The sequence below is a fragment of the Streptomyces sp. NPDC093089 genome, assembly GCF_044754405.1.
Classification (GTDB): domain Bacteria; phylum Actinomycetota; class Actinomycetes; order Streptomycetales; family Streptomycetaceae; genus Streptomyces.
The window spans coordinates 225,980-246,505 of sequence record NZ_JBIVPA010000011.1; the positions used below are offsets into that span (position 1 = coordinate 225,980).

19 protein-coding genes and 1 pseudogene are annotated in these 20,526 nt (G+C 74.0%); 6 read left to right on the plus strand and 14 right to left on the minus strand.

The window, feature by feature from the left end:
• Positions 1–318, minus strand: coding sequence for a trypco2 family protein (locus ACIQFX_RS26230; protein WP_402467946.1), 318 nt, complete (start codon positions 316–318; stop codon positions 1–3).
• 203 nt (positions 319–521) lie between these two features.
• Between ACIQFX_RS26230 and ACIQFX_RS26235 the strand changes: the two genes are divergently transcribed.
• On the plus strand, positions 522–2,555 hold the full coding sequence (locus tag ACIQFX_RS26235; RefSeq protein ID WP_402467950.1) for a DUF4139 domain-containing protein: 2,034 nt from the start codon (positions 522–524) through the stop codon (positions 2,553–2,555).
• A gap of 7 nt (positions 2,556–2,562) precedes the next feature.
• Complete coding sequence (locus ACIQFX_RS26240; protein WP_402467953.1) at positions 2,563–4,146, plus strand: mucoidy inhibitor MuiA family protein; 1,584 nt, start codon at positions 2,563–2,565, stop codon at positions 4,144–4,146.
• A gap of 2 nt (positions 4,147–4,148) precedes the next feature.
• Here ACIQFX_RS26240 and ACIQFX_RS26245 read toward each other — a convergent pair whose 3' ends face one another.
• The 6 genes from ACIQFX_RS26245 to ACIQFX_RS26270 all read right to left on the minus strand — a co-directional run bounded on the left by ACIQFX_RS26245 (position 4,149) and on the right by ACIQFX_RS26270 (position 9,651).
• Positions 4,149–4,727 (minus strand): hypothetical protein, encoded by a 579-nt coding sequence (locus tag ACIQFX_RS26245; protein ID WP_402467955.1) that lies wholly within the window; start codon positions 4,725–4,727, stop codon positions 4,149–4,151.
• Positions 4,724–5,899 (minus strand): ROK family glucokinase, encoded by a 1,176-nt coding sequence (locus tag ACIQFX_RS26250; protein WP_402467958.1) that lies wholly within the window; start codon positions 5,897–5,899, stop codon positions 4,724–4,726. The genes ACIQFX_RS26245 and ACIQFX_RS26250 overlap by 4 nt, the downstream gene beginning before the upstream one ends.
• Before the next feature lie 58 nt (positions 5,900–5,957).
• Complete coding sequence (locus tag ACIQFX_RS26255; RefSeq protein ID WP_402467960.1) at positions 5,958–6,758, minus strand: ATP-binding cassette domain-containing protein; 801 nt, start codon at positions 6,756–6,758, stop codon at positions 5,958–5,960.
• Entirely contained in the window at positions 6,755–7,810 is a 1,056-nt protein-coding gene (locus tag ACIQFX_RS26260; RefSeq protein WP_402467963.1) for an ABC transporter permease, read from the minus strand. The genes ACIQFX_RS26255 and ACIQFX_RS26260 overlap by 4 nt, the downstream gene beginning before the upstream one ends.
• Complete coding sequence (locus ACIQFX_RS26265) at positions 7,807–8,832, minus strand: sugar ABC transporter substrate-binding protein (RefSeq protein WP_402467966.1); 1,026 nt, start codon at positions 8,830–8,832, stop codon at positions 7,807–7,809. Before ACIQFX_RS26265 ends, ACIQFX_RS26260 begins: the two co-directional genes overlap by 4 nt.
• Before the next feature lie 99 nt (positions 8,833–8,931).
• A complete protein-coding gene (locus tag ACIQFX_RS26270; protein ID WP_402468218.1) occupies positions 8,932–9,651 on the minus strand; it encodes a GntR family transcriptional regulator in 720 nt (239 codons plus the stop codon).
• A 156-nt stretch (positions 9,652–9,807) separates the two neighbouring features.
• Between ACIQFX_RS26270 and ACIQFX_RS26275 the strand changes: the two genes are divergently transcribed.
• Positions 9,808–10,800 carry a Gfo/Idh/MocA family oxidoreductase gene (locus tag ACIQFX_RS26275; RefSeq protein ID WP_402467969.1) on the plus strand — a complete coding sequence of 331 codons (993 nt, stop codon included), beginning with the start codon at positions 9,808–9,810 and terminating at the stop codon, positions 10,798–10,800.
• A 19-nt stretch (positions 10,801–10,819) separates the two neighbouring features.
• Here the strand turns inward: ACIQFX_RS26275 and ACIQFX_RS26280 are convergent, their stop codons facing one another.
• From ACIQFX_RS26280 to ACIQFX_RS26290, 3 genes are read right to left on the minus strand one after another with little or no spacing between them, the layout of a single operon-like run.
• Positions 10,820–11,998 carry a cytochrome P450 gene (locus tag ACIQFX_RS26280; protein WP_402467971.1) on the minus strand — a complete coding sequence of 393 codons (1,179 nt, stop codon included), beginning with the start codon at positions 11,996–11,998 and terminating at the stop codon, positions 10,820–10,822.
• Between the two features lie 17 nt (positions 11,999–12,015).
• Positions 12,016–12,726, minus strand: a complete 711-nt coding sequence (locus ACIQFX_RS26285; RefSeq protein WP_402467974.1) for a response regulator — start codon at positions 12,724–12,726, stop codon at positions 12,016–12,018.
• Complete coding sequence (locus tag ACIQFX_RS26290; RefSeq protein ID WP_402467977.1) at positions 12,723–13,931, minus strand: sensor histidine kinase; 1,209 nt, start codon at positions 13,929–13,931, stop codon at positions 12,723–12,725. Before ACIQFX_RS26290 ends, ACIQFX_RS26285 begins: the two co-directional genes overlap by 4 nt.
• Before the next feature lie 145 nt (positions 13,932–14,076).
• Here ACIQFX_RS26290 and ACIQFX_RS26295 point away from each other — a divergent pair, with 145 nt between their 5' ends.
• A complete protein-coding gene (locus tag ACIQFX_RS26295) occupies positions 14,077–14,298 on the plus strand; it encodes a hypothetical protein (RefSeq protein ID WP_402467980.1) in 222 nt (73 codons plus the stop codon).
• Between the two features lie 27 nt (positions 14,299–14,325).
• On the opposite strand, the gene ACIQFX_RS26300 is transcribed toward ACIQFX_RS26295, so the two are convergent.
• Complete coding sequence (locus ACIQFX_RS26300; protein WP_402467983.1) at positions 14,326–15,261, minus strand: DMT family transporter; 936 nt, start codon at positions 15,259–15,261, stop codon at positions 14,326–14,328.
• Between the two features lie 189 nt (positions 15,262–15,450).
• Positions 15,451–15,630, minus strand: a pseudogene (locus ACIQFX_RS26305) (dihydrofolate reductase); the annotation flags it as partial.
• 218 nt (positions 15,631–15,848) lie between these two features.
• On the opposite strand from ACIQFX_RS26305, the gene ACIQFX_RS26310 reads away from it, so the two are divergent.
• On the plus strand, positions 15,849–16,589 hold the full coding sequence (locus ACIQFX_RS26310; protein WP_402467986.1) for an SDR family NAD(P)-dependent oxidoreductase: 741 nt from the start codon (positions 15,849–15,851) through the stop codon (positions 16,587–16,589).
• Between the two features lie 329 nt (positions 16,590–16,918).
• On the opposite strand, the gene alc is transcribed toward ACIQFX_RS26310, so the two are convergent.
• Positions 16,919–18,037 (minus strand): allantoicase, encoded by a 1,119-nt coding sequence (gene alc / locus ACIQFX_RS26315; protein ID WP_402467989.1) that lies wholly within the window; start codon positions 18,035–18,037, stop codon positions 16,919–16,921.
• A gap of 3 nt (positions 18,038–18,040) precedes the next feature.
• Positions 18,041–19,375, minus strand: coding sequence for an allantoinase AllB (gene allB, locus ACIQFX_RS26320; protein WP_402467992.1), 1,335 nt, complete (start codon positions 19,373–19,375; stop codon positions 18,041–18,043).
• Positions 19,376–19,715: 340 nt separating this feature from the next.
• Between allB and ACIQFX_RS26325 the strand changes: the two genes are divergently transcribed.
• Positions 19,716–20,525, plus strand: coding sequence for an IclR family transcriptional regulator (locus tag ACIQFX_RS26325; RefSeq protein WP_402467994.1), 810 nt, complete (start codon positions 19,716–19,718; stop codon positions 20,523–20,525).
• Position 20,526 lies beyond the last annotated feature (1 nt).

Below are 20,526 nucleotides of genomic sequence, written 5' to 3' on the forward strand. Positions count from 1 at the left end.
TCAGTCCTCGTCGTCCCAGGACCCGGTCTTGTCGTCGCTGACCTCGGGGCGGGTGCCGCCGGCCGCCTTGTCCGAGACGGACAGCCGGATCCTCAGCGTGTGGGTGCGGACGGTGGCGTGCTCGCCGCCCCCGCCGACGGTGACGACGCCGAAGGAGAGCTTGCCGTCGCCCTTCAGGGAGTCGCGCAGTTCGAGCTGGAGCTCCAGCTCGGCCTCTTCCACCCCGAAGGCGAACTGCTGGCCGACGCCGTTGCGCTGGGCCTGGTACAGCTCCTGTCGCAGTTCCTCGATGGCCGCGGCCAGACCGATCGTCGACATCCCGGCAGCTCCCCCGCTCCGACCTTCGGACAGTCACAAGAACACTAGGTCAGCGGTACGTTACAGCGAACGGGGGACGTCTCACACCGGCCTGTGGAGAATCGGCCGACGGGCGGGGACGGCCCGCGGGAAATACCGGCCCTGTCGCGGGCGGGCCGGGCGTAGGCTGCAGCCGGCGTGAACGTGACTGGGGGGCGGGGCACATGACGGACGGGTCCGGGCAGCGGTGGGCGTCGGCGCTGGATTCGGTGGTGGTGTACGCGCGGGGCGCGGTGTGCCGCCGGCTGGCGCGGGGGACGGCGGGTCCGGACGGCCGGGTGCGGGTGACGGGGCTGCCCCGGTCGCTCGACCCGGGGTCGCTGCGGGCCCGGGTGCTCGGCGCGCCGGGGGTGCGGGTCACCGAGGCGCGGGTGGTGGTCGAGGCGTCGCCGCTCGGGCCGGACGCGCCCGAGGACGCCCGGCAGGAGGTCGACCGGATGAGGGACGCGCGCGAGGCGGCGGAGGCGCGGCGGGACCGGCAGCTGGCGCGCGTCAAGGAGGTCGCGGGGATCCATCCGGTGGCGCCCGGTCGGAAGCGGGACGATCCGCACCGCCGGACCCCGGTCGACGCATGGCTGGAACTCGCCGATTTCGTGGACGAGCGGCTGACGGCGATGCACGCGCGTCTGGCCGAGCTGGAGGAAGAGCTGCGCGGGGCCGAGCACGCGCTGTCCGTCGCCGCCGACCGGCTCCGCCGTGCCTCCACGGACGCGCCGTCGGCGCATGTGGGGACCCTGGTCTGCGCGGACCTGACGCTCGACGGCGCCGGTGACGCGGACGTGGAGGTGGAGCTGGAGTACGGGGTGCCGGGCGCCGTGTGGGTGCCGACGTACCGGCTGACGCACCGCCAGGGCGACGGCAGCGGACGGCTGCTGCTGCGGGCCTCGGTCGCGCAGCGGACCGACGAGGACTGGACCGGGGTGCGCGTCGCCCTGTCCACCGCCGATCTGCGGCGCCGCAGCGACCTGCCGAGGCTCCGGTCGATCCGGCTCGGCCGCCGTCAGGACGCCCCCGCGCCGTCCGGCTGGCGCGAGCCCCCGGCGGGTCTCGCGGACCTGTTCTCCGGGTACGACGCGGCGGGCCCCCGCCCGTTCGCCGTCTCGGGGCCGGGGGCCGTCGCGGGCGATGCCGGAGCGCCCGTGCCCGTTTCCGCCGTGCCGACGCCCCCGCCGGCCCCGGCCCCCGCACCGGCGCCCGTGATGCGTGCCCGGCGCCCCTCCGTACCGCTCGCGCCGCCCCCGCCCCAGGCGCCTGGGGGAGCGTACGGCGCTCCGCCGGCGTTCGCGGGCGCCCCGGCCGGCCTCGTGCCGTCGGCCCCCGCGGCGGCCATGGCGCCTCCTCCGCCCCCGCCGCCCCCGGGTCCGCCGCAGCCGAGCGGTGACGAGCTCGACTACGCGGCCCTCGTGCTGCGCGGACCCGACGAGCAGGGCGGTCGCCGGGGCCTGCTGTTCCCCGACGCTCCCTCCGACCCGGTGGGGACCGAGTACCGCCGCCGTGCCGAGGCGGTGGCCTCGCTGCCGCTGCCGGGTCACGCCGTGCGGCCCCGCGCGTCGGCGGGCTCGTTCGACCATCGGTTCGACGCCGCCGCCCGCGCCGACATCCCGTCGGACGGCACCTGGCACACCGTCACCGTCGGCGAGATCGCGGTCGGCCTGCGCACCGAGTACCTGTGCGTGCCGTCCGTCGAGCAGACCGTGTACGCGACGCTGGTCCTGTCCAACGCCACCGACCAGGCGCTGCTCGCCGGCCCGGTGGAGGTCACCGTCGACGACGACTTCCTGCTGACGGCCGCGCTGCCCACGCTCGCCCCCGGCGGGGTGCGCCGGGTGGGCCTCGGGCCCGCCGAGGGCATCCGGGTCACCCGCCGGACGCACCTGCGCGAGTCGACCGCCGGGCTGCGCAACAACACCACCGTGCTCGACCACCGGGTCCACGTGGAGCTGGCGAACCGGCTCGCGCGCCCCGTCACCGTCGAGGTCCGCGAGCGGGTGCCGGTCACCTCCGACGGGGACGTCCGGATCGAGGAGAAGGCCGACTGGACGGCGCCCGAGGAGGGCGCGGACGGCGACCGCCTCGCCCCGGGCACCCGCGTCTGGCGCCTGGACCTGCCCGCGGGCACCACCGCCGCCCTCGACGGCGGCTACGAGATCCGCATCCCGACCGGCAAGGCCCTGGTCGGCGGAAACCGCAGGAGCTGACACCGCCATGACCACGACCCCGATGACCGACCCGAGCCCGGCCCCGGTGCCGATCGCCCTCCCCGTCACCGCCGTGACGTGCCTGGAGGACCGCGCCCACGTCGAGCGCACCGCCGTGCTCGACCTGGCGGCCGGCGTGCAGCGGCTGCGTCTGGGCCCCGTCAGCGCGCTGGCCGTCGACCGGACCCTCCACGCCGAGGTGACCGCCGACCACCCGGCGACCGTGCTCGACGTGCGGATCGTCCGGACCTGGACCCCGCGCGCGCCGCGGCCGTCCGCCGACGACTCCGCCCTGCGCCGGCGCGTGGACGCCCTGGAGGAGGAGCAGGCGTCCCTGGAGCGGCGGGCCGACCGGCTGCGGACCCGCCTCGGGCTCCTCGACCGGATCTCCGCCGACCTGCTGAGGGAGATCGGCGAGGGCGCCGGTTCCGGGGAGAGCGAACGGACCCGCTGGTCCGCCGAACTGGACCGGGTGGACGGTGAGCGCGACGCGTACGGCGAGCGGCTCCGGGCCGTGCGGGCCCGGCGGGAAGCCCTCGACGCGGAACTGGCGGAGACCGAGCGCGCCCTGTACGCCTCCGAGGAGGAGCCGGCCGAGCTGGTCGGGCACGTCGAGCTGACCGTGGAGGCCTCGGCCGCAGGTCCGGCGGAGCTGCGCCTGAGCCATCTGACCCCGTGCGCTTTGTGGCGGCCCGCCTACCGGGCGGTGCTCGACGGCGGCTCGCTGACCGTCGAGACCGACGCGATGGTCTGGCAGCGCACCGGTGAGGACTGGTCGGGCGTACGGCTGACGCTGTCGACGGCCCGGTCGGCGCTGGCCACCGAACCGCCGCGGCTCGCCGAGGACCGGCTGACGTTGAAGGACCGCTCGGCGGCCGAGCGCCGCACCGTCGACGTCGAGCTGCGCGAGGAGGAGATCGGCGACCTCGGCCCCGCCGCCGTGCTCGGCCTGCCGGGGGTGGACGACGGCGGCGAGGCACGGGTGCTGAGCGCCCCCGCGCCGGTCTCGGTGCCCGGGGACGGCCGCGCCCACCGGGTGCCGGTCTCCGCGTTTACCACGGCCGCGCGCACCGAGTACGCCTGCTCGCCGGAGCTGTCCCCGCTGGTCACCCAGGTGGTGCGGTGCGACAACCTGTCCGGCCACGTGCTGCTCGCGGGGCCCGTGGACCTGGTCCGTGGCAGCGGGTCCGGCGGACGCGGCACGCTGGACTTCACGGCGGCGGGCGCCCCGGTCGAGCTGGCCTTCGGCAGTCGGGACGACTACCGGGTGGTCCGGGAGGCCGAGGAGTCCCGCGACACCGTCGGCCTCACCCAGCGGACGGTGGTCACCCGCACGGTGCGGCTGCACCTGTCCCGCTTCTCCCCGCCCGGGGAGCACGACGAGCGGACGGTCGTCCTCCGGGAGCGGATCCCGGTCTCCGAGGTGTCGGCGGTGGAGGTGCGCCTCCACAAGGACGCCTGCTCCCCCGCGCCGGACGCGGTCGACGCCGAGGGCATCGCCCGCTGGGAGCTCGCCCTCCCGCCGGGCGGGCGCCGCACGGTCACCCTGGTGTACGAGCTGTCGGCGGGCGCCAAGGTCACCGGGCTCTGAGGTCAGGGGCTGGTGGTGGACACCGCGTACACCCGGGGGAACGCCGGGTCGGTGAGGTCGACGGTGATGTCGGTGTCGGGACGGGGTTCCTCGCGGGTGACGGTGGTGCCGGCCCAGGTCCTGGCGTCGTCGAAGGTCCAGTCGACGATGTCGGCGTCGCGCCCGCCGACCGTGACGCTGTCCGGGGTGAGCCGGGCGCGGCTGGTGCCGGACTCGGCGAGGAAGGCGTCGAGTCCGGTGGCGTTGGTCGTGAACTGGACGTAGAGCCGGCTCGTCTTCCAGTTGCTCGTCTCGTAGTAGGCGACGTCCCAGGCGCCGGCGGGGATCGGGACCTCGAAGACCCGCCGCTTCATCTGGGAGGGCACGTTGGTCTGGAGGCCGGCCGCCGAGGACTCGCGTTCCTTGTCGCGGCCGCTGTCGCGGCTCTGGCCGGCGGAGACGACCAGGTAGCCGGCGGGGATGCCGACCAGCAGCACGATGATGACGGCCGTCAGCCAGCGGCGGCGGATCATGTGCCGGCGGTCCTCGGGCAGCTTGGCCTGCGGGTCGCGCGGTGGGGTGGTCTGGTGGGGCAGGGTCATGAAGAGGGGTCCTCGGGGGTACGGGCGGCCCGGCCCGAGGTCCCGTTGCGCAGGGCCTGGGCGTAGCGCTCGTACCGTTCGTACCGCTCGACGCGGCGCCGGTTGGCGCGGCGGAAGCGGCGGGCGACGAGCCGGGCGAGGTCGGCGGCGCCGACCATGCCCGCCTCGGGGCCGAGCTGGGCGCGGGTGATGCGGGCCTCGGGGCGGTAGCCGCGGCCGGTGAGGTGGCGGCGGAAGGCGTCCCGGGCGGGGCCGATCAGGAGGTCGTCGGCGGCGGAGACGCCTCCGCCGATGACGAAGCAGGAGGGGTCGAGGGCGGCGGCGAGGTTGGCGATGCCGACGCCGAGCCACTGGCCGATGTCCTGGAAGAGTTCGACGCACATGGCGTCGCCCTCGCGGGCGAGCTCGGTGATGAGCGGCCCGCTGATCTCGGGGACGTTCCCCTTGACCCGTTCGATGATGCCGTAGGCCACCGGGGAGTCGGCGGCGGCGAGCTCGCGGGCCTCGCGGACCAGCGCGTTGCCCGAGCTGTACTGCTCCCAGCAGCCGCGGTTGCCGCAGGGGCAGCGGTGGCCGCCGGGGACGACCTGCATGTGGCCGAACTCGCCGGCGACGCCGTACTTGCCGCGCTTGACCTGGCCGTCCTCCAGGATGGCGCCGCCGATGCCGGTCCCCAGGGTGATCATGACGAGGTGGTCCTCGCCGCGCCCGGCGCCGAAGCGCCATTCGGCCCAGGCGGCGGTGTTGGCGTCGTTGTCGACCATGACGGGGACGGCGAGCCGGCCCTGGAGGGCGTCGCGGAGGGGTTCGTTGCGCCAGGCGAGGTGCGGGGCGAAGAGGACCCGGGCCCGGTCGGCGTCGACCCAGCCGGCCGCGCCGATGCCGACGGCGTGCACGTCGTGCCGGTCGGACAGGTCGAGGACCAGCTCGACGATGGTGTCCTCGACGACCTTGGGGCTCTTGGACTTGTCCGGGGTCTCCGTGCGGAGCTTCTCCAGGATGTTGCCGTCGGCGTCGACGACACCGGCCATCACCTTCGTACCGCCGATGTCGATGCCGACGGTCGGCACCCGGGGCGCCGTCAGGTGGGAGCGCCGCTCGCGGGTCCCGACGGTCCGCAGGACGGTGCCCCGGGCCGAGCCCCGGTGGGTGAGGTCGCGGTAGGTACTCATCGGCTCCGATTCTGCCAGCTGGGGAGTGAGCGGGCCGTGAGGTCGGCCGCGGCGGCCGTCACGTCGCGGAGGGCCGCTCCAGTTCGTGGCGGAGGTCCTCCAGCTCGGTGCCGCCCGCCATCTGCCGGGTCAACTCGTCGAGCGTGACGGAGTCCTTGGTGTGGCTGCCGGCCATGACGCCCCGCTTGAGGAGGACGAAGCGGTCGCCGACGAGGTAGGCGTGGTGCGGGTTGTGCGTGATGAGGACCACGCCGAGGCCCTGGTCACGTGCGGCGGCGACGTACTTCAGGACGACGCCGGACTGCTTGACGCCGAGCGCGGCGGTCGGCTCGTCGAGGACGAGGACCTTGGCGCCGAAGTGGACGGCGCGGGCGATGGCCACGCACTGGCGCTCGCCGCCGGAGAGGGTGCCGATGGGCTGGTCGACGTCGCGCAGGTCGATGCCCATGCGGAGCAGCGCCTCGCGGGTGGTGGTCCGCATCAGGCCGACGTCGAGCCGCTTGAAGGGGCCGGAGCCCTTGGTGGGCTCGGAGCCGAGGAAGAAGTTCCGCCAGACCGGCATGAGGGGGACCACGGCGAGGTCCTGGTAGACGGTGGCGATGCCCCGGTCGAGGGCGGCACGCGGGTTGGCGAGGGCGACCTCCTCGCCCTCGATGCGGAAGGTGCCGACGTCGTGCCGGTGCAGGCCCGCGACGATCTTGATGAGGGTGGACTTGCCGGCGCCGTTGTCGCCGAGGACGCAGGTGATCTCGCCGGAGCGGACCTCCAGGGACACCCCTTCGAGGGCGCGGATGTTGCCGTAGTACTTGCTGACGTCGTCCAGCTCGACCAGGGCGGCGGAGGCGGTCTCGGTCGTCATTTGGTGGCCTCCACGCGCTTGCGGATCCAGGCGTTCAGCAGGGTCGCGAGCAGCAGCATCGCCCCCAGGAAGAACTTGAACCAGTCCGGGTTCCACTCGGCGTACACGATGCCCTTGCTGGTCATGCCGAAGATGAGGGCGCCGACCGCCGAGCCGATGGCGGAGCCGTATCCGCCGGTGATCAGGCAGCCGCCGATGACGGCCGCGATGATGTAGATGAGCTCGTTCCCGACGCCTTCGCCCGACTGGACGACGTCGAAGGAGAAGAGCAGGTGCTGGCCGGAGATCCAGGCGCAGAAGGCCACGCCCATGTAGAGGCCGATCTTCGTCCGGTGGACGGGGACGCCGACGGCGCGGGCCGCGTCGGCGCCGCCGCCGACGGCGAAGATCCAGTTGCCGAAGCGGGTGCGGAGCAGGATCCAGGTGGCGAGGGCGACGAGGCCGAACCACCACAGGATGGTGACCTTGAACTCGACGCCGCCGATCGTCAGCTGCGAGGCGAAGAGCTTCCGGGCGGAGGGGAAGCCCTCCATGTCGGCGATGGTCTTGGTGGAGACGGTGCCGCTGATCAGCTTGGTGAGGCCGAGGTTCAGGCCGGTCAGCATGAGGAAGGTGCCGAGCGTGATGATGAAGCTGGGCAGTTTCGTACGGGTCAGCATGAAGCCGTTGAAGACGCCGATGGCCAGGGTGACGAGCAGCGAGACGCCGACGCCGACCCAGACGTTCGCGGTCATCTGGTAGCTGAACATCGACGAGATCAGCGCCGAGGTCGTCACCAGCACGCCGGCGGAGAGGTCGAACTCGCCGCCGATCATCAGCAGGGCGACGGGGACGGCCATGATGCCGATGGTGGAGGCCGCGTAGAGGACGGTGCCGAGGCTGGAGGCGCGCAGGAAGCTGTCGGCGAAGACGGAGAAGAAGACGAAGACGGCGAGGGCGCCGACGACCGAGCCGAGTTCGGGGCGGGCGAGCAGCTTCTTCAGCGGGGTGGTGCGCAGGAGCCGTTCGTCGACGTGGTCGACGCCGTCCGAGGGCGGGGCGGTGGAGCTCATCGGGTGCCCCGCTCCGCGTAGCCGACGAGCGCGGCGGCGTCGTCCCCGGTGATGATCTGGGGGCCGGTGAGGACCGGCTTGCCGCCGCCGAGGACGTCGGCGTTGTAGCGGTACAGCCAGAGCAGGTCGACGGCCTCGTAGCCCTGGAGGTAGGGCTGCTGGTCGACGGCGAAGCCGAGGGTGCCGGCCTGGAGGGCGGTGGCGACCTTGGCGTTCAGGTCGAAGGTGTCGACCTCGGCCTTGCTGCCCGCGCTCTTCGCGGCCTGGACGGCGGTGTCGGCGAAGGGGGCGCCGAGGGTGACGACGGCGTCGACGTCCTTGTCGGACTGGAGCTTGGCCTCGATGGACGCCTTGACGTCGGGCATGTTGGTGCCGTCGACGTAGAGGTTCACGAGTTCGCCGCCGAAGGTCTTCTTCGCGCCGGCGCAGCGCTGCTCGTGGCCGACGTTGCCCTGCTCGTGCAGGACGCAGAGGGCCTTCTTCTTGCCTCGCTTGTCGAGTTCCTCGCCGACGGCCTCGCCGGCCACGGTCTCGTCCTGGCCGATGTGGGTGAGCGCGCCGTAGGCCTCGGACTGCTCGGCGCCCGAGTTCACGGTGATCACCGGGATGCCGGCCTTGACGGCCTTCTCGACGGCGGCCTTCATGGCGTCGGGCTTGGCGAGGGTCACGATCAGCCCGTCGACGCCCTTGGCGACGTACGAGTCGATCAGCTGGGCCTGCTGCTGCGCCTCGTCGCTGTGGGCGTAGAGGAAGTTGATGTTGTCCTTGGCGGCGGCCTGCTGGGCGCCCTTCTGGACGATGTCCCAGAAGGTGTCGCCGTCTCCCGAGTGGGTGACCATGGCGAAGGTCCACTTCGGGGTGTCGACGGCGGCACGGCCCTGGGCCTGTGCCTGCGCGGCCTTGCGGGCGTCCTCCGCCCGCTTCCCGCCGGTGCTGCTGCACCCCGCGAGCGCCCCTGTGAGTGTGAGCGCGAGCACGGCGCCGATGACGGCGCGCACCCCTCCGGTCCGAAGCCTGGTCACGAGGCCGTGCCCTCCTTTGTGTCCTTCTGCGTGCATTGCAGTATCGGTCATGCGGGTCGCGGCGCTCGCCGGGGGGCCTGCCCCTGGTCGGTGCACCCCCTACGGACGGACCATCAGCTGGAACTCGAACGCGTAGCGGGCGGCCCGGTAGAGGTGGGAGCCGTACTCGACGGCCCGGCCGGTGTCGTCGAGGGTGGTGCGCTCCATGGTGAGCAGCGGGGCGCCCTCCGGCTCGTCGAGGAGGGCGGCCTCGGCGGCGGTCGCGGCGCGGGCGCCGATCGACTGCCGGGCGCTGTGGAGGGTGAGGGCGGCGGAGCGGAGCATCCGGTACAGGCCGGTGGCCTCCAGGAGCCCGGTGTCGGGTGCCAGGAGCCCGGCGGGCAGGTGGTTGCGCAGGTACGCCATGGGTTCGCCGTGTGCGGTGCGGAGCCGTTCCAGGTAGTGCACCTCGCCGCCCTCGGGTACGCCGAGGGCGGCGGCGACGGGTCCGGTGGCGGGTTCGAGCCGGTTCACGAGGACCCGGGTGGCGGGGCGCTGTCCGGCGGCGTCGAGGTCGTCGTAGAGGCTGCTGAGTTCGAGCGGGCGGCGGACCCTGCTGTGCAGGACCTGGGTGCCGACGCCCCGGCGGCGGACCAGGAGGCCCTTGTCGACGAGGGTCCGGATGGCCTGGCGGACGGTGGGGCGGGACAGGCCGAGGCGGGTGGCGAGGTCGATCTCGTTGCCGAGCAGGGTGCCCGGGGCCAGCGTCCCGTCCTCCACGGCGCTCTCCAGCTGCCGGGCGAGCTGGAAGTAGAGCGGGACCGGGCTGGTGCGGTCCACGGAGAGCGGGGGCAGGGCGGATCCGGACTGCTTGGACACGGGAGGGAGCGTAGCCCCGGCGGGCGGAGGACCGGAAGCTTCATGACGGGAGGTCGTGACGTCCGGATGTCCTGACAAATCCTTGACAGTCGGACAGGCCGCCTCCACGGTGGGGGCATGCGCATCGGACTCATCGGTACGGGACGGATCGGGAGCTTTCACGCGGGTGTGCTGGCCCGCCATCCGGAGGTCGGGGCGCTGGTCGTGGCGGACGCGGACGCGGCGCGGGCGGCCGGGGTCGCGGGGGCGCTCGGGGCCGAGGCGGCTCCGGACGTGGACGCGCTGCTCGGGCACGCCCTGGACGCCGTGGTGATCGCCTCGGCGACGGCGGCGCACGCGGAGCTGATCGCCCGCGCCGCCGGGGCGGGGCTGCCGGCGTTCTGCGAGAAGCCGATCGCCCTGGACGTGCCGGGGACGGCGACGGCGCTCGCGGCGGTGGCGGCGGCGGGCACGGAGCTCCAACTGGGCTTCATGCGCCGCTTCGACGCGGGGTACCGGGCCGCGCGCGAGGCGGTGCGGTCGGGGCGGCTCGGCCGGCTGCACACCGTGCGGGCGGTGACCTCCGACCCGGAGCCGCCGCCCGCCGCGTACGTGCCGCTGTCCGGCGGCCTGTTCCGGGACTGCCTGGTGCACGACTTCGACATCGTCCGCTGGGTGACGGGCCGTGAGGTCGTCGAGGTGTACGCGACGGGCTCGGACGCGGGTCCGGCGATGTTCCGGGAGGCGGGTGACGTGGACACCGCCGCCGCCCTGCTCACCCTGGACGACGGCACGCTGGTGACGGTGACGGGGACCCGGTGCAACGGCGCCGGGTACGACGTGCGGATGGAACTGGCGGGCGACCTGGACCAGTTGGTGGTCGGCCTGGACGACCGCGCCCCGCTCACCTCGCTGGAGCCGCAGGGGCCGCCCCCGCCGGGGAAGCCCTGGCCGGGTTTCCTCGACCGGTTCGGCCCCGCGTACGAGGCCGAACTCGACGCCTTCGTCCGCCTCGTGCGCGGCGAGGCGGCCAACCCGTGCGACGGCCGCGAGGCCCTGGCCGCGCTGCGGGTCGCCGAGGCGTGCGAGCGCTCGCGCCGGGAGCGGCGTCCGGTACGGGTGGACCCGTAGTCCTACGAGGGGCCCGCGGTCACCAGCGGACCGGGAGGCTGCGGACGCCGCGCATGAGGAGGCCGGGGAGCCATTCCCAGGGGGCGCCCTCGGGGTCGAGGGCGAGGTCGGGGAAGCGGTCGAGGAGGGTGCGGAGCGCGATCCGGCCCTCCAGGCGGGCCAGCGGGGCGCCGAGGCAGTAGTGGATGCCGTGGCCGAAGGCGAGGTGGCCGCGGGTGTCGCGGCGGATGTCGAAGCGGTCGGGGTCGGGGAAGCGGGCGGGGTCGCGGTCGAGGGCGCCGATCCCGACGAGGACGCTCTGGCCGGCCGGGATCTCCCTGCCGCCGAGGGTGACGGGTTCGCGGGTGAAGCGGAAGGTGCCGGTCTCCACCGGCCCGTCGTACCGCAGGGACTCCTCGATCGCGCCGTCGAGGAGGTCCGGGTCGGCGCGCAGCGCGGCGAGCTGCTCGGGGTGGGTGAGCAGGTTGCGGACGGTGTTGGAGATCAGGTTGACCGTGGTCTCGTGGCCGGCGATCAGCAACAGGTAGGCCATGGCGCGGAGTTCGGGACCGGAGAGCCGGTCGCCGTCCTCGGCGCGGGCGGCGATCAGACCGGAGAGGAGGTCGTCGGCGGGTCCGGCGGCCCGCTTGTCCTCGATGAGCGCGTCGAGGTATCCGCCGAAGCCCTCCAGGGCGTCCTGGATGCCCCGCTCGCCGGTCGGCACGACGAGTTCGTGCGACCAGTGGCGGAAGGTGTCGCGGTCCTCGGCGGGCACCCCGAGGAGTTCGCAGATGACGGTGATCGGCAGCGGGAACGCGTAGGCGTCGACGAGGTCGGCGCGGCCGGCCGGTTCCATGGCGTCGGCGAGTTCGTGGGTGAGCCGCTCGATGCGGGGCCGCAGGCCCTCGACCCGGCGGCCGGTGAACTCCGCGGTGACCAGGCGGCGCAGCCGGGTGTGGTCGGGGGCGTCCGCCGCGAGGAGGTGGACGCCGATGACGTCCTCCTCCGGCGGCCGTACGCCGATGACGGACGGGGACTTGGCGAGGCGCGGGTCGGCGAGTGCCGCGCGCCCCTCCTCGTGGCCGACGACCAGCCAGAACTGGAAGCCGTCGGGCATCCGCACCTCGTGCACGGGGCCGGCTTCACGGAGCTTCGCGTAGGAGGGGTACGGGTTCGCGGTGAAGTCCGCTCCGTACTCCCCCAGTTCGATGACGGACATCGACGCAGACTATCCGACTAGCCGTTCGGGCGGCCGCCGGCGGCGGCGTCGTCCCCCGCGCCGTCTCCGGCGTCGTCCAGGAGGCCCGCGTCGTGGACCAGGAGGGCGATCTGGACGCGGTTGTTGAGGTCGAGTTTGGCGAGGACGCGGGAGACGTGGGCCTTGACCGTCGGGACGCTCATGTACAGCTCGGCGGCGATCTCGGCGTTGGAGCGGCCGTGGCCGACGGCGACGGCCACCTCGCGTTCGCGGTCGGCCAGGCGGGTGAGGCGGTCGGCGGCGACGGCGCTCCGGGGCTGTTCGGGCCGGCCGGCGACATGGGTCATGAGCCGGCGGGTGACGGCCGGGGAGAGGACGGGGTCGCCGGCGGCGACCCGGCGGACGGCGGCGACGATCTCGGCGGGCGCGGTGTCCTTGAGGACGAAGCCGGCGGCGCCGGCGCGCAGGGCGCGGAGCACCTGCTCGTCGGCGTGGAAGGTGGTGAGGACGACGACCTCGGGGGCGCCCGGCCGGGCGCGGAGGCGTTCGGTGGCGGTGAGGCCGTCCACGCGGGGCATGCGGATGTCCATCAGGACGATGTCCGGGGCGTGCCGGGCGACGAGTCCGGGCACCTCGTCGCCGTCGGCTCCCTCGCCGACGATCTCCAGGTCGTCGGCGCCGCCGAGCATCAGGGTGAGGCCCGCGCGGACCAGGGGGTCGTCGTCGACGATGAGCAGCCGGATGGTCATGCGGGCCACGGTAGCCAGGCGTGCAGGGCGAACCCGCCGTCGGGGTCGGGTCCGTGGTCCATCCGGCCGCCGGCGAGGGTGGCGCGTTCGGTGAGGCCGATGAGGCCCTGGCCGGAGCCGGGGACGTGCGGGACGGGGCCTGCGGGGGCGGGGTTGCGGACGTCGACGGTGAGGCCTTCGCCGGGCCGGCCGCGGACGGTGACGGTGACCGTGGTGCCAGGCGCGTGCTTGCGGGCGTTGGTGAGGCCCTCCTGCGCGATGCGGTAGACCGTGCGGCCGGTGGCGGCGGGCACGGCGGCCGGGTCGTCGACGGTGGCGTCGAGGACGACCTCCGCCCCCGCCTCGCGGGACTCGGCGATGAGCGCGTCGAGGGTGGCGAGGGTGGGCTGGGGGCGGTCGCCGTCCCCGTTCTCGCCGGGGGCGCGCAGGACGCCGATGATCTCGCGGAGGTCCTGGAGGGCTTCGTGGGCGCTGTCGCGGATGACTCCGGCGGCGCGGGCGATCTGCTCGGGCGGGGCGTCTGGCCGGAACTCCAGGGCCCCGGCGTGCACGCTGAGCAGGGTGAGCCGGTGGGCGAGGACGTCGTGCATCTCGCGCGCGATGGCCTCGCGGGCCAGCCGCTGGGCCTGGGCGGCGCGCAGCTCGGCCTCGGCCTCGGCGCGGCGGGCCCGTTCACGGAGCGCCTCGACGAGCTGGCGCCGGGAGCGGACGAGCATGCCCCAGGCGGTGACGAGGAGGATGAGGACCGCGCCGATGCCGACGTTCAGCCCGGCGTTGGTGGTGGGGTCGGGACGGACGAGGACCTGGACGGCGGAGGTGGCGACGGCGAGCGCCCCGATCCAGGCGACCTCGCGGAACGGGCGGCGTACGGCGACGCTGAACAGGCTCGCGAGGAGCGCCCCGCCCGCGACCGGGGCCACGGTGTTCACCAGGGCGAGGGCGACGGCGAGCCCGACGGGCCACCGCCGGCGCAGCCAGAGGGCGCTGCAGGCGGCGGCTCCGGCGAGCTGGTCGAGGAGGGTGACCGTCTCGCTCGTGTACTCCGCGCTGGCGTCGGCGGCGAGGAGGCCGACGAACGCGGCGAGCAGGAAGAGCGAGGTGTCCACGACCCAGTCGCGGGCCGTTCGGCGGGGTCGTGCTCCACTCCCGCCCGATTCGGCCAGGTCGGAGGGGAGCAGCCAGCGCTGCCGGTCCGTACGCGTCATATCCGCAATGTACGCAGACCAGGGGCCCCGACCGGGTACGAGCGGCGGGGGACGCTACCGAAGTCGCGCGGGTCGATACTTCGGTAGCGGGGCCGTCGACCGGAGGCGGACGCGGCCGCCCGCTCGCCCCGGCCATGATCACGGCATGAGGAGATTCCTGGAGATCGCCGGCTTCCTGCTCACCGTCCTGGGCGTCTGCGGGGTGGTCCGCGAGCTGACGGACGGCTGGTTCGAGCTGATGGGCCTGACCCGCTTCCTGACCGAGAACGTGGCGTTCCTGGAGGGCCGGGAGGTGTTCGCCAACATCGTCATCGCGGTCCTGGGCCTGGTCCTCATGATCGTGTCGGACCGGGTGCCGAAGACCTGACCCGCCGTCGCCGGCGGGGCGGGCGCCTCAGGTGCCGGTCGCCCCGTCGGCGGCGCGGCGGCCCCACGTCGTGCCCGCCAGGACGAGAACGGCCCCGGCGAGGCCGAGGACGCCGGGGCGGTCGCCGGCGACGGCGATGCCCGCGGCGGCGGCCCAGAGCGGCTCCGTGCCGAGGAGGAGGCTGACCCGGGACGGCGAGGTGCGGCGGACGGCCCACATCTGCACGAAGAACGCGAAGAGCGTGCAGAAGACGGAGAGGAACAGCAGTCCGGCCCATTCGCGCGGCCCGAAGTCGAGGGCCGCGGACCACGGCGAGGCGCCGGTGCCGGGGAAGGCCGCGATGACGGCGAACACGGCGACCGCCGAGCCGAGCTGGACGGTGGTGAGCGAGAGCGAGTCGGCCGACCGGACCGCCTTGATCCGGGACATCGCCAGGACGTGGACGGTGCGGGCGAGGGCGGCGAGCAGCATGAGCAGGTCGCCGAGGGAGGGGGCGGTGAAGCCGCCGCCCTGGGTGAGCAGGACCACGCCCGCCACGGACAGCGCGGCGGCGGCGAGGAAGGCGCGCGGGGGCCTGGCCCTGGTGACGGCGGCCTCCGCCAGCGGGGTGAAGATCATCGTGAGGCTGATGATCAGGCCCGCGTTGGTGGCGGAGGTGTGCACGACCCCGTACGTCTCCAGGAGGAAGATCCCGCTGAGGATCAGCCCGAGGGTCGCGGCGCCGCGCCACTGGGCCGCGTTCAGCGACCGGAGCCTGCGCCACCCCGCGGCGACGAGGACCGGCAGGACCACCGCGAACCGCAGGACGAGGACCGCGACGACCGTGTGGGTGGTGGTGATCCCCTTGGCCGCGAGGTAGCTGGCGCCCCAGACGACGGCGACGATCAGGACGGGCAGGTCGGTGAGCCAGGCCCGGCGGGGGGCGTCCAGGGGCACGGGTGCGGCGATCGACGAGGCTGCCATGCGGCCGTCTCCAACTCTCTGGGTGGGGTGGAGACTTCGACGGCTCGCACTCGGAGCGATCACCGTACCCGGACGTACCCGTGGCGGCTACACCTTTCCCTTCCCTGATCAGTAGCTGCCGTACGTGGGACGGCCGGCCGGTTCGTACGTGTGCAGGGCGACGCCCGCGGCGGTGGTGCGCGCGTCGGTGAGGCGGAAGGCGGTCGGCCGGGCGAAGATCTCGGTGATGCGCTGCCCGAAGTCCTCGTCGCCGAACGGCACCGACCAGCCGCCGTGCTCGAAGCCGCCGCTGGGGTCCTCCCCGGGCCCGCCGGGGGCCTGGATGACGCCGTCGAGGGTGAGGAACTGGGTGAGGCCGAGGGTGGCCATGGCGGATGCCCTTTCTGTTCTCCGGACCATCGTGTCTCACCCCTTCCGACCCCACCGCCCGACGGAAGTCATCGGTGGCCGGGTCGACGATCGGGTCGGCGGTCAGGTCGGTGTCCGGCGCGACGATCGGGTCGGCGTCCGATTCCCGCCGGTCTTCCGGCACCCCGCCAACTTTCATTGAACCCGCAACCACTTAGTGCGACTTACGGAGGTTCGGGATGTCCACGATGAACGGCACGGCGGTCCTGGTGACGGGCGGCAGCCGCGGGATCGGCGCCGCCACGGCCGTACGGCTGGCCCGGGAGGGCGCCGACGTGGCCTTCACCTACGTCCAGGACGAGGCACGGGCCCGGGAGGTCGCCGCGCGGATCGAGGAGGCCGGCCGGAAGGCCCTCCCCCTGCGCGCCGACGCGTCCGACGCCGGCGACGCGGCGGGCGCGGTGGAGTGGGCGGCGGACGCCCTCGGCCGGCTCGACGTCCTGGTGAACAACGCGGGCGTCGGCGTCCTCGGCCCGCTGGAGTCCCTCACCCTCGCGGACGTCGACCGGGTCCTCGCGGTCAACGTCAGGGCGGTCCTCCTCGCCTCGCAGGCAGCGGCCGCGCGACTCCCCGACGGCGGCCGGATCGTCACGATCGGCTCGTGCATGAGCCTGCGGGTGCCGGGTCCCGGCGGCACGCTCTACACGGCGAGCAAGTCGGCCCTCGTCGGCCTCACCAAGGCGCTCGCCCGCGAGCTGGGCGGACGCGGCATCACCGCCAACATCGTCCACCCCGGCCCCGTCGACACCGACATGAACCCCGCGGACGGCCCGTACGCCGCGGGCCAGGCGGCCCTGACGGCCCTCGGCCGCTTCGGCACCCCGGACGAGGTCGCCTCCCTGGTCGCCTTCCTCGCCGGCCCCGAGGCCCGCTACGTGACGGGCGCCGAGTTCTCGGTGGACGGTGGCCACGCGGCCTAGCACCGACGCCCGGGCCGGGCCTTGGCCAGTCACGGCGAGTGAGCCGAAGGGCGCCACCGGGGGAACGCCCCCGAGCGCGCGGAGCCTCCCGAGGAACGAGGGAGGCGAGCACGGTCGGGGTCGTGAGCACGGCTGCAGGCGCCCGGAGGCGAACCGAGCCCCGTGAGAAGGGGAACGCGAGGGCGCACCGGTGCTGTCGGGTCGGTGCGCCCTCGCGGGCCGGGCGGGGTGTCGTTCCCGCCCAGTTCGGGTGGGCCGGGCGCGCGGGCGCGCCGGGCTCGGGGAGCCGGGGGCGTGGGTCGCGCCCGGCTCGGGGGAGCCGGTGGGGGTCAGCCGCCGAGCTCCTGGTGGCTGGCGGTCAGGCGCGCGGTGCCGGCCTCCGTGAGGGAGCCGAAGAGGCGGAGGCGGGAGATGCCGCCGTCCGGGTAGATGTCGATCCGGACGCGGGAGCCGACCGCGGGGGCGTCGAGGACGAAGCGGTGGTTCGTGTCGGGCTGGAGGCGGGTCCGGGGCAGGATCTCGGTCCAGTCGTCGGAGCCCTCGGCCGCGACGGAGAGCGCGGCCCAGCCGGCGCTGTTGCCCTTGAGGTACGCGGTGTCGATCTCGACGGCGCGGATCTCGGACTCGGCGGCCAGGCCGTAGCGGATCCAGTCGTTGCCCTTGTCGCGGCGGCGGCGGGTCTCCCAGCCGTCGTCCATCTTGCGGGAGCGGCCCGGCTGGATGGTGTTGGTGGCCGGGGAGTAGAAGCGGTCGGAGGCGTCCTCGACCCGGCCGCCGTTCTCCAGGGCGGCGAGGTCGAAGGTGCCGAGCACGCCGAGCCACGCCGGGTCGGGGGCGACCTCGCCGTGGACACGGAGGCGGGCGATGCCGCCGTCGGGGTGCTGGTTGACGCGCAGGTGGGTGAAGCGCTGCTCGACGTCGACGGCGAAGCCGTTGGCGGCGTGGCCGCCGACGGCGGTGCGCGGGACGAGCGTCGTCCACTTCACGTCGTCGGCGAGGAGCTCCTCGGGCGAGGGCGAGCCGGCGACGGAGGCGGCCTCGACGGAGACGGCCTGCGGGTAGTTGCCGCGGAAGTGGGCGGTGTCGACGACGATGCCGCGGACGACGCCGGGGGCGCCGAGCCGTACGAGGGCCCAGTCGTGGTCGTCCTCGGTGGGATGCGGCTGCCGGGCCGAGATCCCGCGGCGGCGGCGGGTCTCCCAGCCGTCCATGATCTTGCCCTTGTGGCCGAAGTGCTCGGGGTCGAACTCGGCGGGCTCGGGCTTGAGCAGGTTCTCGCGCTCGGCGAAGAACTCGTCGTTGGCGGCGACCACGCCCGCGCCCAGACGCCGGTCGGCGAGGTCCGCGTACCGGGTGAAGGGGAAGTCGGCCGTGCGGTAGTCCGCGTACGGGTCGCCGCCGCCGAAGGGGCTGGCGTCGCCGGTGAAGGAGGGTATGCCGGTGCTCACGGGTCAGTTGTTCCTTTCGAGGAGGCGGCCGGAGGGCTCGGCCAGGGTGCCGTGGTCGGCGATCCGCTCGCCGCGCAGCCAGGTGGAGGTCACGACGCCGGTGAGGGTCCTGCCGGCGTAGGCGGTGATGCGGTTGCGGTGCTGGAGCTCGGCCGGGTCGACGGTGAAGGTGGCGTCGGGGTCGAGGACGGCGAAGTCGGCGTCGCGGCCGGCCTCGACGGCGCCCTTGCGGTTGAGCCCGGCGAGCCGGGCGGGGGCCTCGGACATCCAGCGGACGACGTCCGTCAGGTCGAAGCCGCGGCGGCGGGCCTCGGTCCAGATGGCGGGCAGGCCCAGCTGGAGGGAGGAGATGCCGCCCCAGGCGGAGGCGAAGTCGGGGGTCTTGAGGTCCGCGGTGGACGGGGAGTGGTCGGAGACGATGCAGTCGATCGTGCCGTCGGCGAGCCCCTGCCACAGGGCGTCCTGGTTGGAGGCCTCGCGGATGGGCGGGCAGCACTTGAACTCGGTGGCGCCGTCCGGGATCTCCTCGGCGGTGAGCGTGAGGAAGTGCGGGCAGGACTCGACGGTGATCTTGACGCCCTCGGCCTTGGCGGCGGCGAGGAGCGGCAGCGCGTCGGAGGAGGACAGGTGCAGGACGTGGACGCGGGCGTTCAGCCTGCGGGCCTGGTTGACCAGGTTCTCGATGGCCGTGTTCTCGGCGTCCCGGGGGCGGGAGGCGAGGAAGTCGGCGTACGCGCCGCCGGAGCGCTGGGGCGCGGCGGCGAGGTGGTGCGGGTCCTCGGCGTGCACGATCATCAGGCCGCCGAAGCCGGAGATCTCGGCGAGCGAGGTCGCCAGCTGCTCCTGGTCGAGCGAGGGGAACTCGTCGACGCCGGAGGGCGACAGGAAGCACTTGAAGCCGAAGACGCCGGCGTCGTGGAGGGGTCGCAGGTCCTTGACGTTGTCGGGCAGGGCGCCGCCCCAGAAGCCGACGTCGATGTGCGCCTTGCGGCGGGCGACCTCCTGCTTGACGCGCAGGTTGTCCACGGTGGTGGTCGGGGGCAGCGAGTTGAGCGGCATGTCGAGCAGCGTGGTGATGCCGCCGGCGGCGGCCGCGCGGGTGGCGGTCCAGAAGCCCTCCCACTCGGTGCGGCCGGGGTCGTTCACGTGCACGTGGGTGTCGACGAGTCCGGGCAGGACGACGTCGTCGCCGACGTCCTCGAGCCGGGCCCCGGCGGGTACCTCGGCGTCGTACGGCAGCACGGCCGCGATCGTCCCTCCGGAGACGGCGATCGACGCCGGGCGCGTCCCCTCGGGGGTGATGACGCGTGTCGAGCGCAGGACCAGGTTGACGTCCACCCGTACCCCTTCTTCAAGCACTTCGGTTCAAGCACTTCGGCAAGAAATTCAACGAACTGTTGAAGGAGTCTTCACTTCCGGACGACATGTCGTCAAGGGCACACTTCCAGCATCGACCCTCAACGAACCCGGCTTGGACGTTTCCACAAAGTGGAATGGAAATTCCGTACAGTAGAACGTAGCTCCGCACATGTGGGGCGGACCCGGACCCTCCCGGGCCCTCGCCGACACCGGACAAACACCCCCTGACCGGCCCGTACACCGGGCCCGGGACCATGTGCCCCGGCCGGTGGCCCGGTAGGCTGCTGCCTTGCCCGCCTGCCTCGAAAGGACCGTTGACGTGCCGACGTCCAGCGCCAGCACCACCGACGCCGCCAAGCCCCCCGCCGCGAGCGGTGGCGTCCAGTCCCTTGAGCGTGCCTTCGACCTCCTGGAGCGGATGGCCGACGCCGGGGGCGAGGTCGGGCTCAGCGAGCTCTCCGCCAGCAGCGGACTCCCGCTGCCCACCATCCACCGCCTGATGCGCACCCTCGTCGCCTGCGGCTACGTACGCCAGCAGCCCAACCGGCGGTACGCGCTCGGCCCCCGTCTCATCCGGCTCGGCGAGTCCTCCGCCCGCCTCCTCGGCACCTGGGCCCGCCCCTACCTCGCACGGCTCGTCGAGGAGACCGGCGAGACGGCGAACATGGCCCTGCTCGACGGCGACGAGATCGTCTACGTGGCCCAGGTGCCGTCCAAGCACTCGATGCGCATGTTCACCGAGGTCGGCCGCCGGGTCCTGCCGCACTCGACCGGCGTCGGCAAGGCGCTCCTCGCGCACACCCCGGCGGACGAGGTGCGCGCGCTGCTCGCCCGTACGGGCATGCCGGCCGCCACCGAGAAGACGATCACCACGCCGGAGGGCTTCCTCGACGCGCTCGTCGCGGTCCGCGAGACCGGCTACGCCGTCGACGACAACGAGCAGGAGATAGGAGTCCGCTGCCTCGCGGTGTCCGTACCGGACTCCCCCACCGCCGCGGCCATCTCCATCTCGGGCCCCGCCGGCCGCGTCACCGAGGCGGCCACCGAGAAGATCGTCCCGATCCTGCAGGAAGTGGCCCGCGAACTCTCGGCCGCCCTCGCGAACACCTCGGGCAGCGGCCAGGCCTGAC

What these genes read in the sequence shown, in the direction of transcription:
- ACIQFX_RS26230 (WP_402467946.1), bottom strand. Translation starts at nt 318, where the DNA reads ATGTCGACGATCGGTCTGGCCGCGGCCATCGAGGAACTGCGACAGGAG.
- ACIQFX_RS26235 (WP_402467950.1), top strand. Translation starts at nt 522, where the DNA reads ATGACGGACGGGTCCGGGCAGCGGTGGGCGTCGGCGCTGGATTCGGTG.
- ACIQFX_RS26240 (WP_402467953.1), top strand. Translation starts at nt 2,563, where the DNA reads ATGACCACGACCCCGATGACCGACCCGAGCCCGGCCCCGGTGCCGATC.
- ACIQFX_RS26245 (WP_402467955.1), bottom strand. Translation starts at nt 4,727, where the DNA reads ATGACCCTGCCCCACCAGACCACCCCACCGCGCGACCCGCAGGCCAAG.
- ACIQFX_RS26250 (WP_402467958.1), bottom strand. Translation starts at nt 5,899, where the DNA reads ATGAGTACCTACCGCGACCTCACCCACCGGGGCTCGGCCCGGGGCACC.
- ACIQFX_RS26255 (WP_402467960.1), bottom strand. Translation starts at nt 6,758, where the DNA reads ATGACGACCGAGACCGCCTCCGCCGCCCTGGTCGAGCTGGACGACGTC.
- ACIQFX_RS26260 (WP_402467963.1), bottom strand. Translation starts at nt 7,810, where the DNA reads ATGAGCTCCACCGCCCCGCCCTCGGACGGCGTCGACCACGTCGACGAA.
- ACIQFX_RS26275 (WP_402467969.1), top strand. Translation starts at nt 9,808, where the DNA reads ATGCGCATCGGACTCATCGGTACGGGACGGATCGGGAGCTTTCACGCG.
- ACIQFX_RS26280 (WP_402467971.1), bottom strand. Translation starts at nt 11,998, where the DNA reads ATGTCCGTCATCGAACTGGGGGAGTACGGAGCGGACTTCACCGCGAAC.
- ACIQFX_RS26285 (WP_402467974.1), bottom strand. Translation starts at nt 12,726, where the DNA reads ATGACCATCCGGCTGCTCATCGTCGACGACGACCCCCTGGTCCGCGCG.
- ACIQFX_RS26290 (WP_402467977.1), bottom strand. Translation starts at nt 13,931, where the DNA reads ATGACGCGTACGGACCGGCAGCGCTGGCTGCTCCCCTCCGACCTGGCC.
- ACIQFX_RS26295 (WP_402467980.1), top strand. Translation starts at nt 14,077, where the DNA reads ATGAGGAGATTCCTGGAGATCGCCGGCTTCCTGCTCACCGTCCTGGGC.
- ACIQFX_RS26300 (WP_402467983.1), bottom strand. Translation starts at nt 15,261, where the DNA reads ATGGCAGCCTCGTCGATCGCCGCACCCGTGCCCCTGGACGCCCCCCGC.
- ACIQFX_RS26310 (WP_402467986.1), top strand. Translation starts at nt 15,849, where the DNA reads ATGTCCACGATGAACGGCACGGCGGTCCTGGTGACGGGCGGCAGCCGC.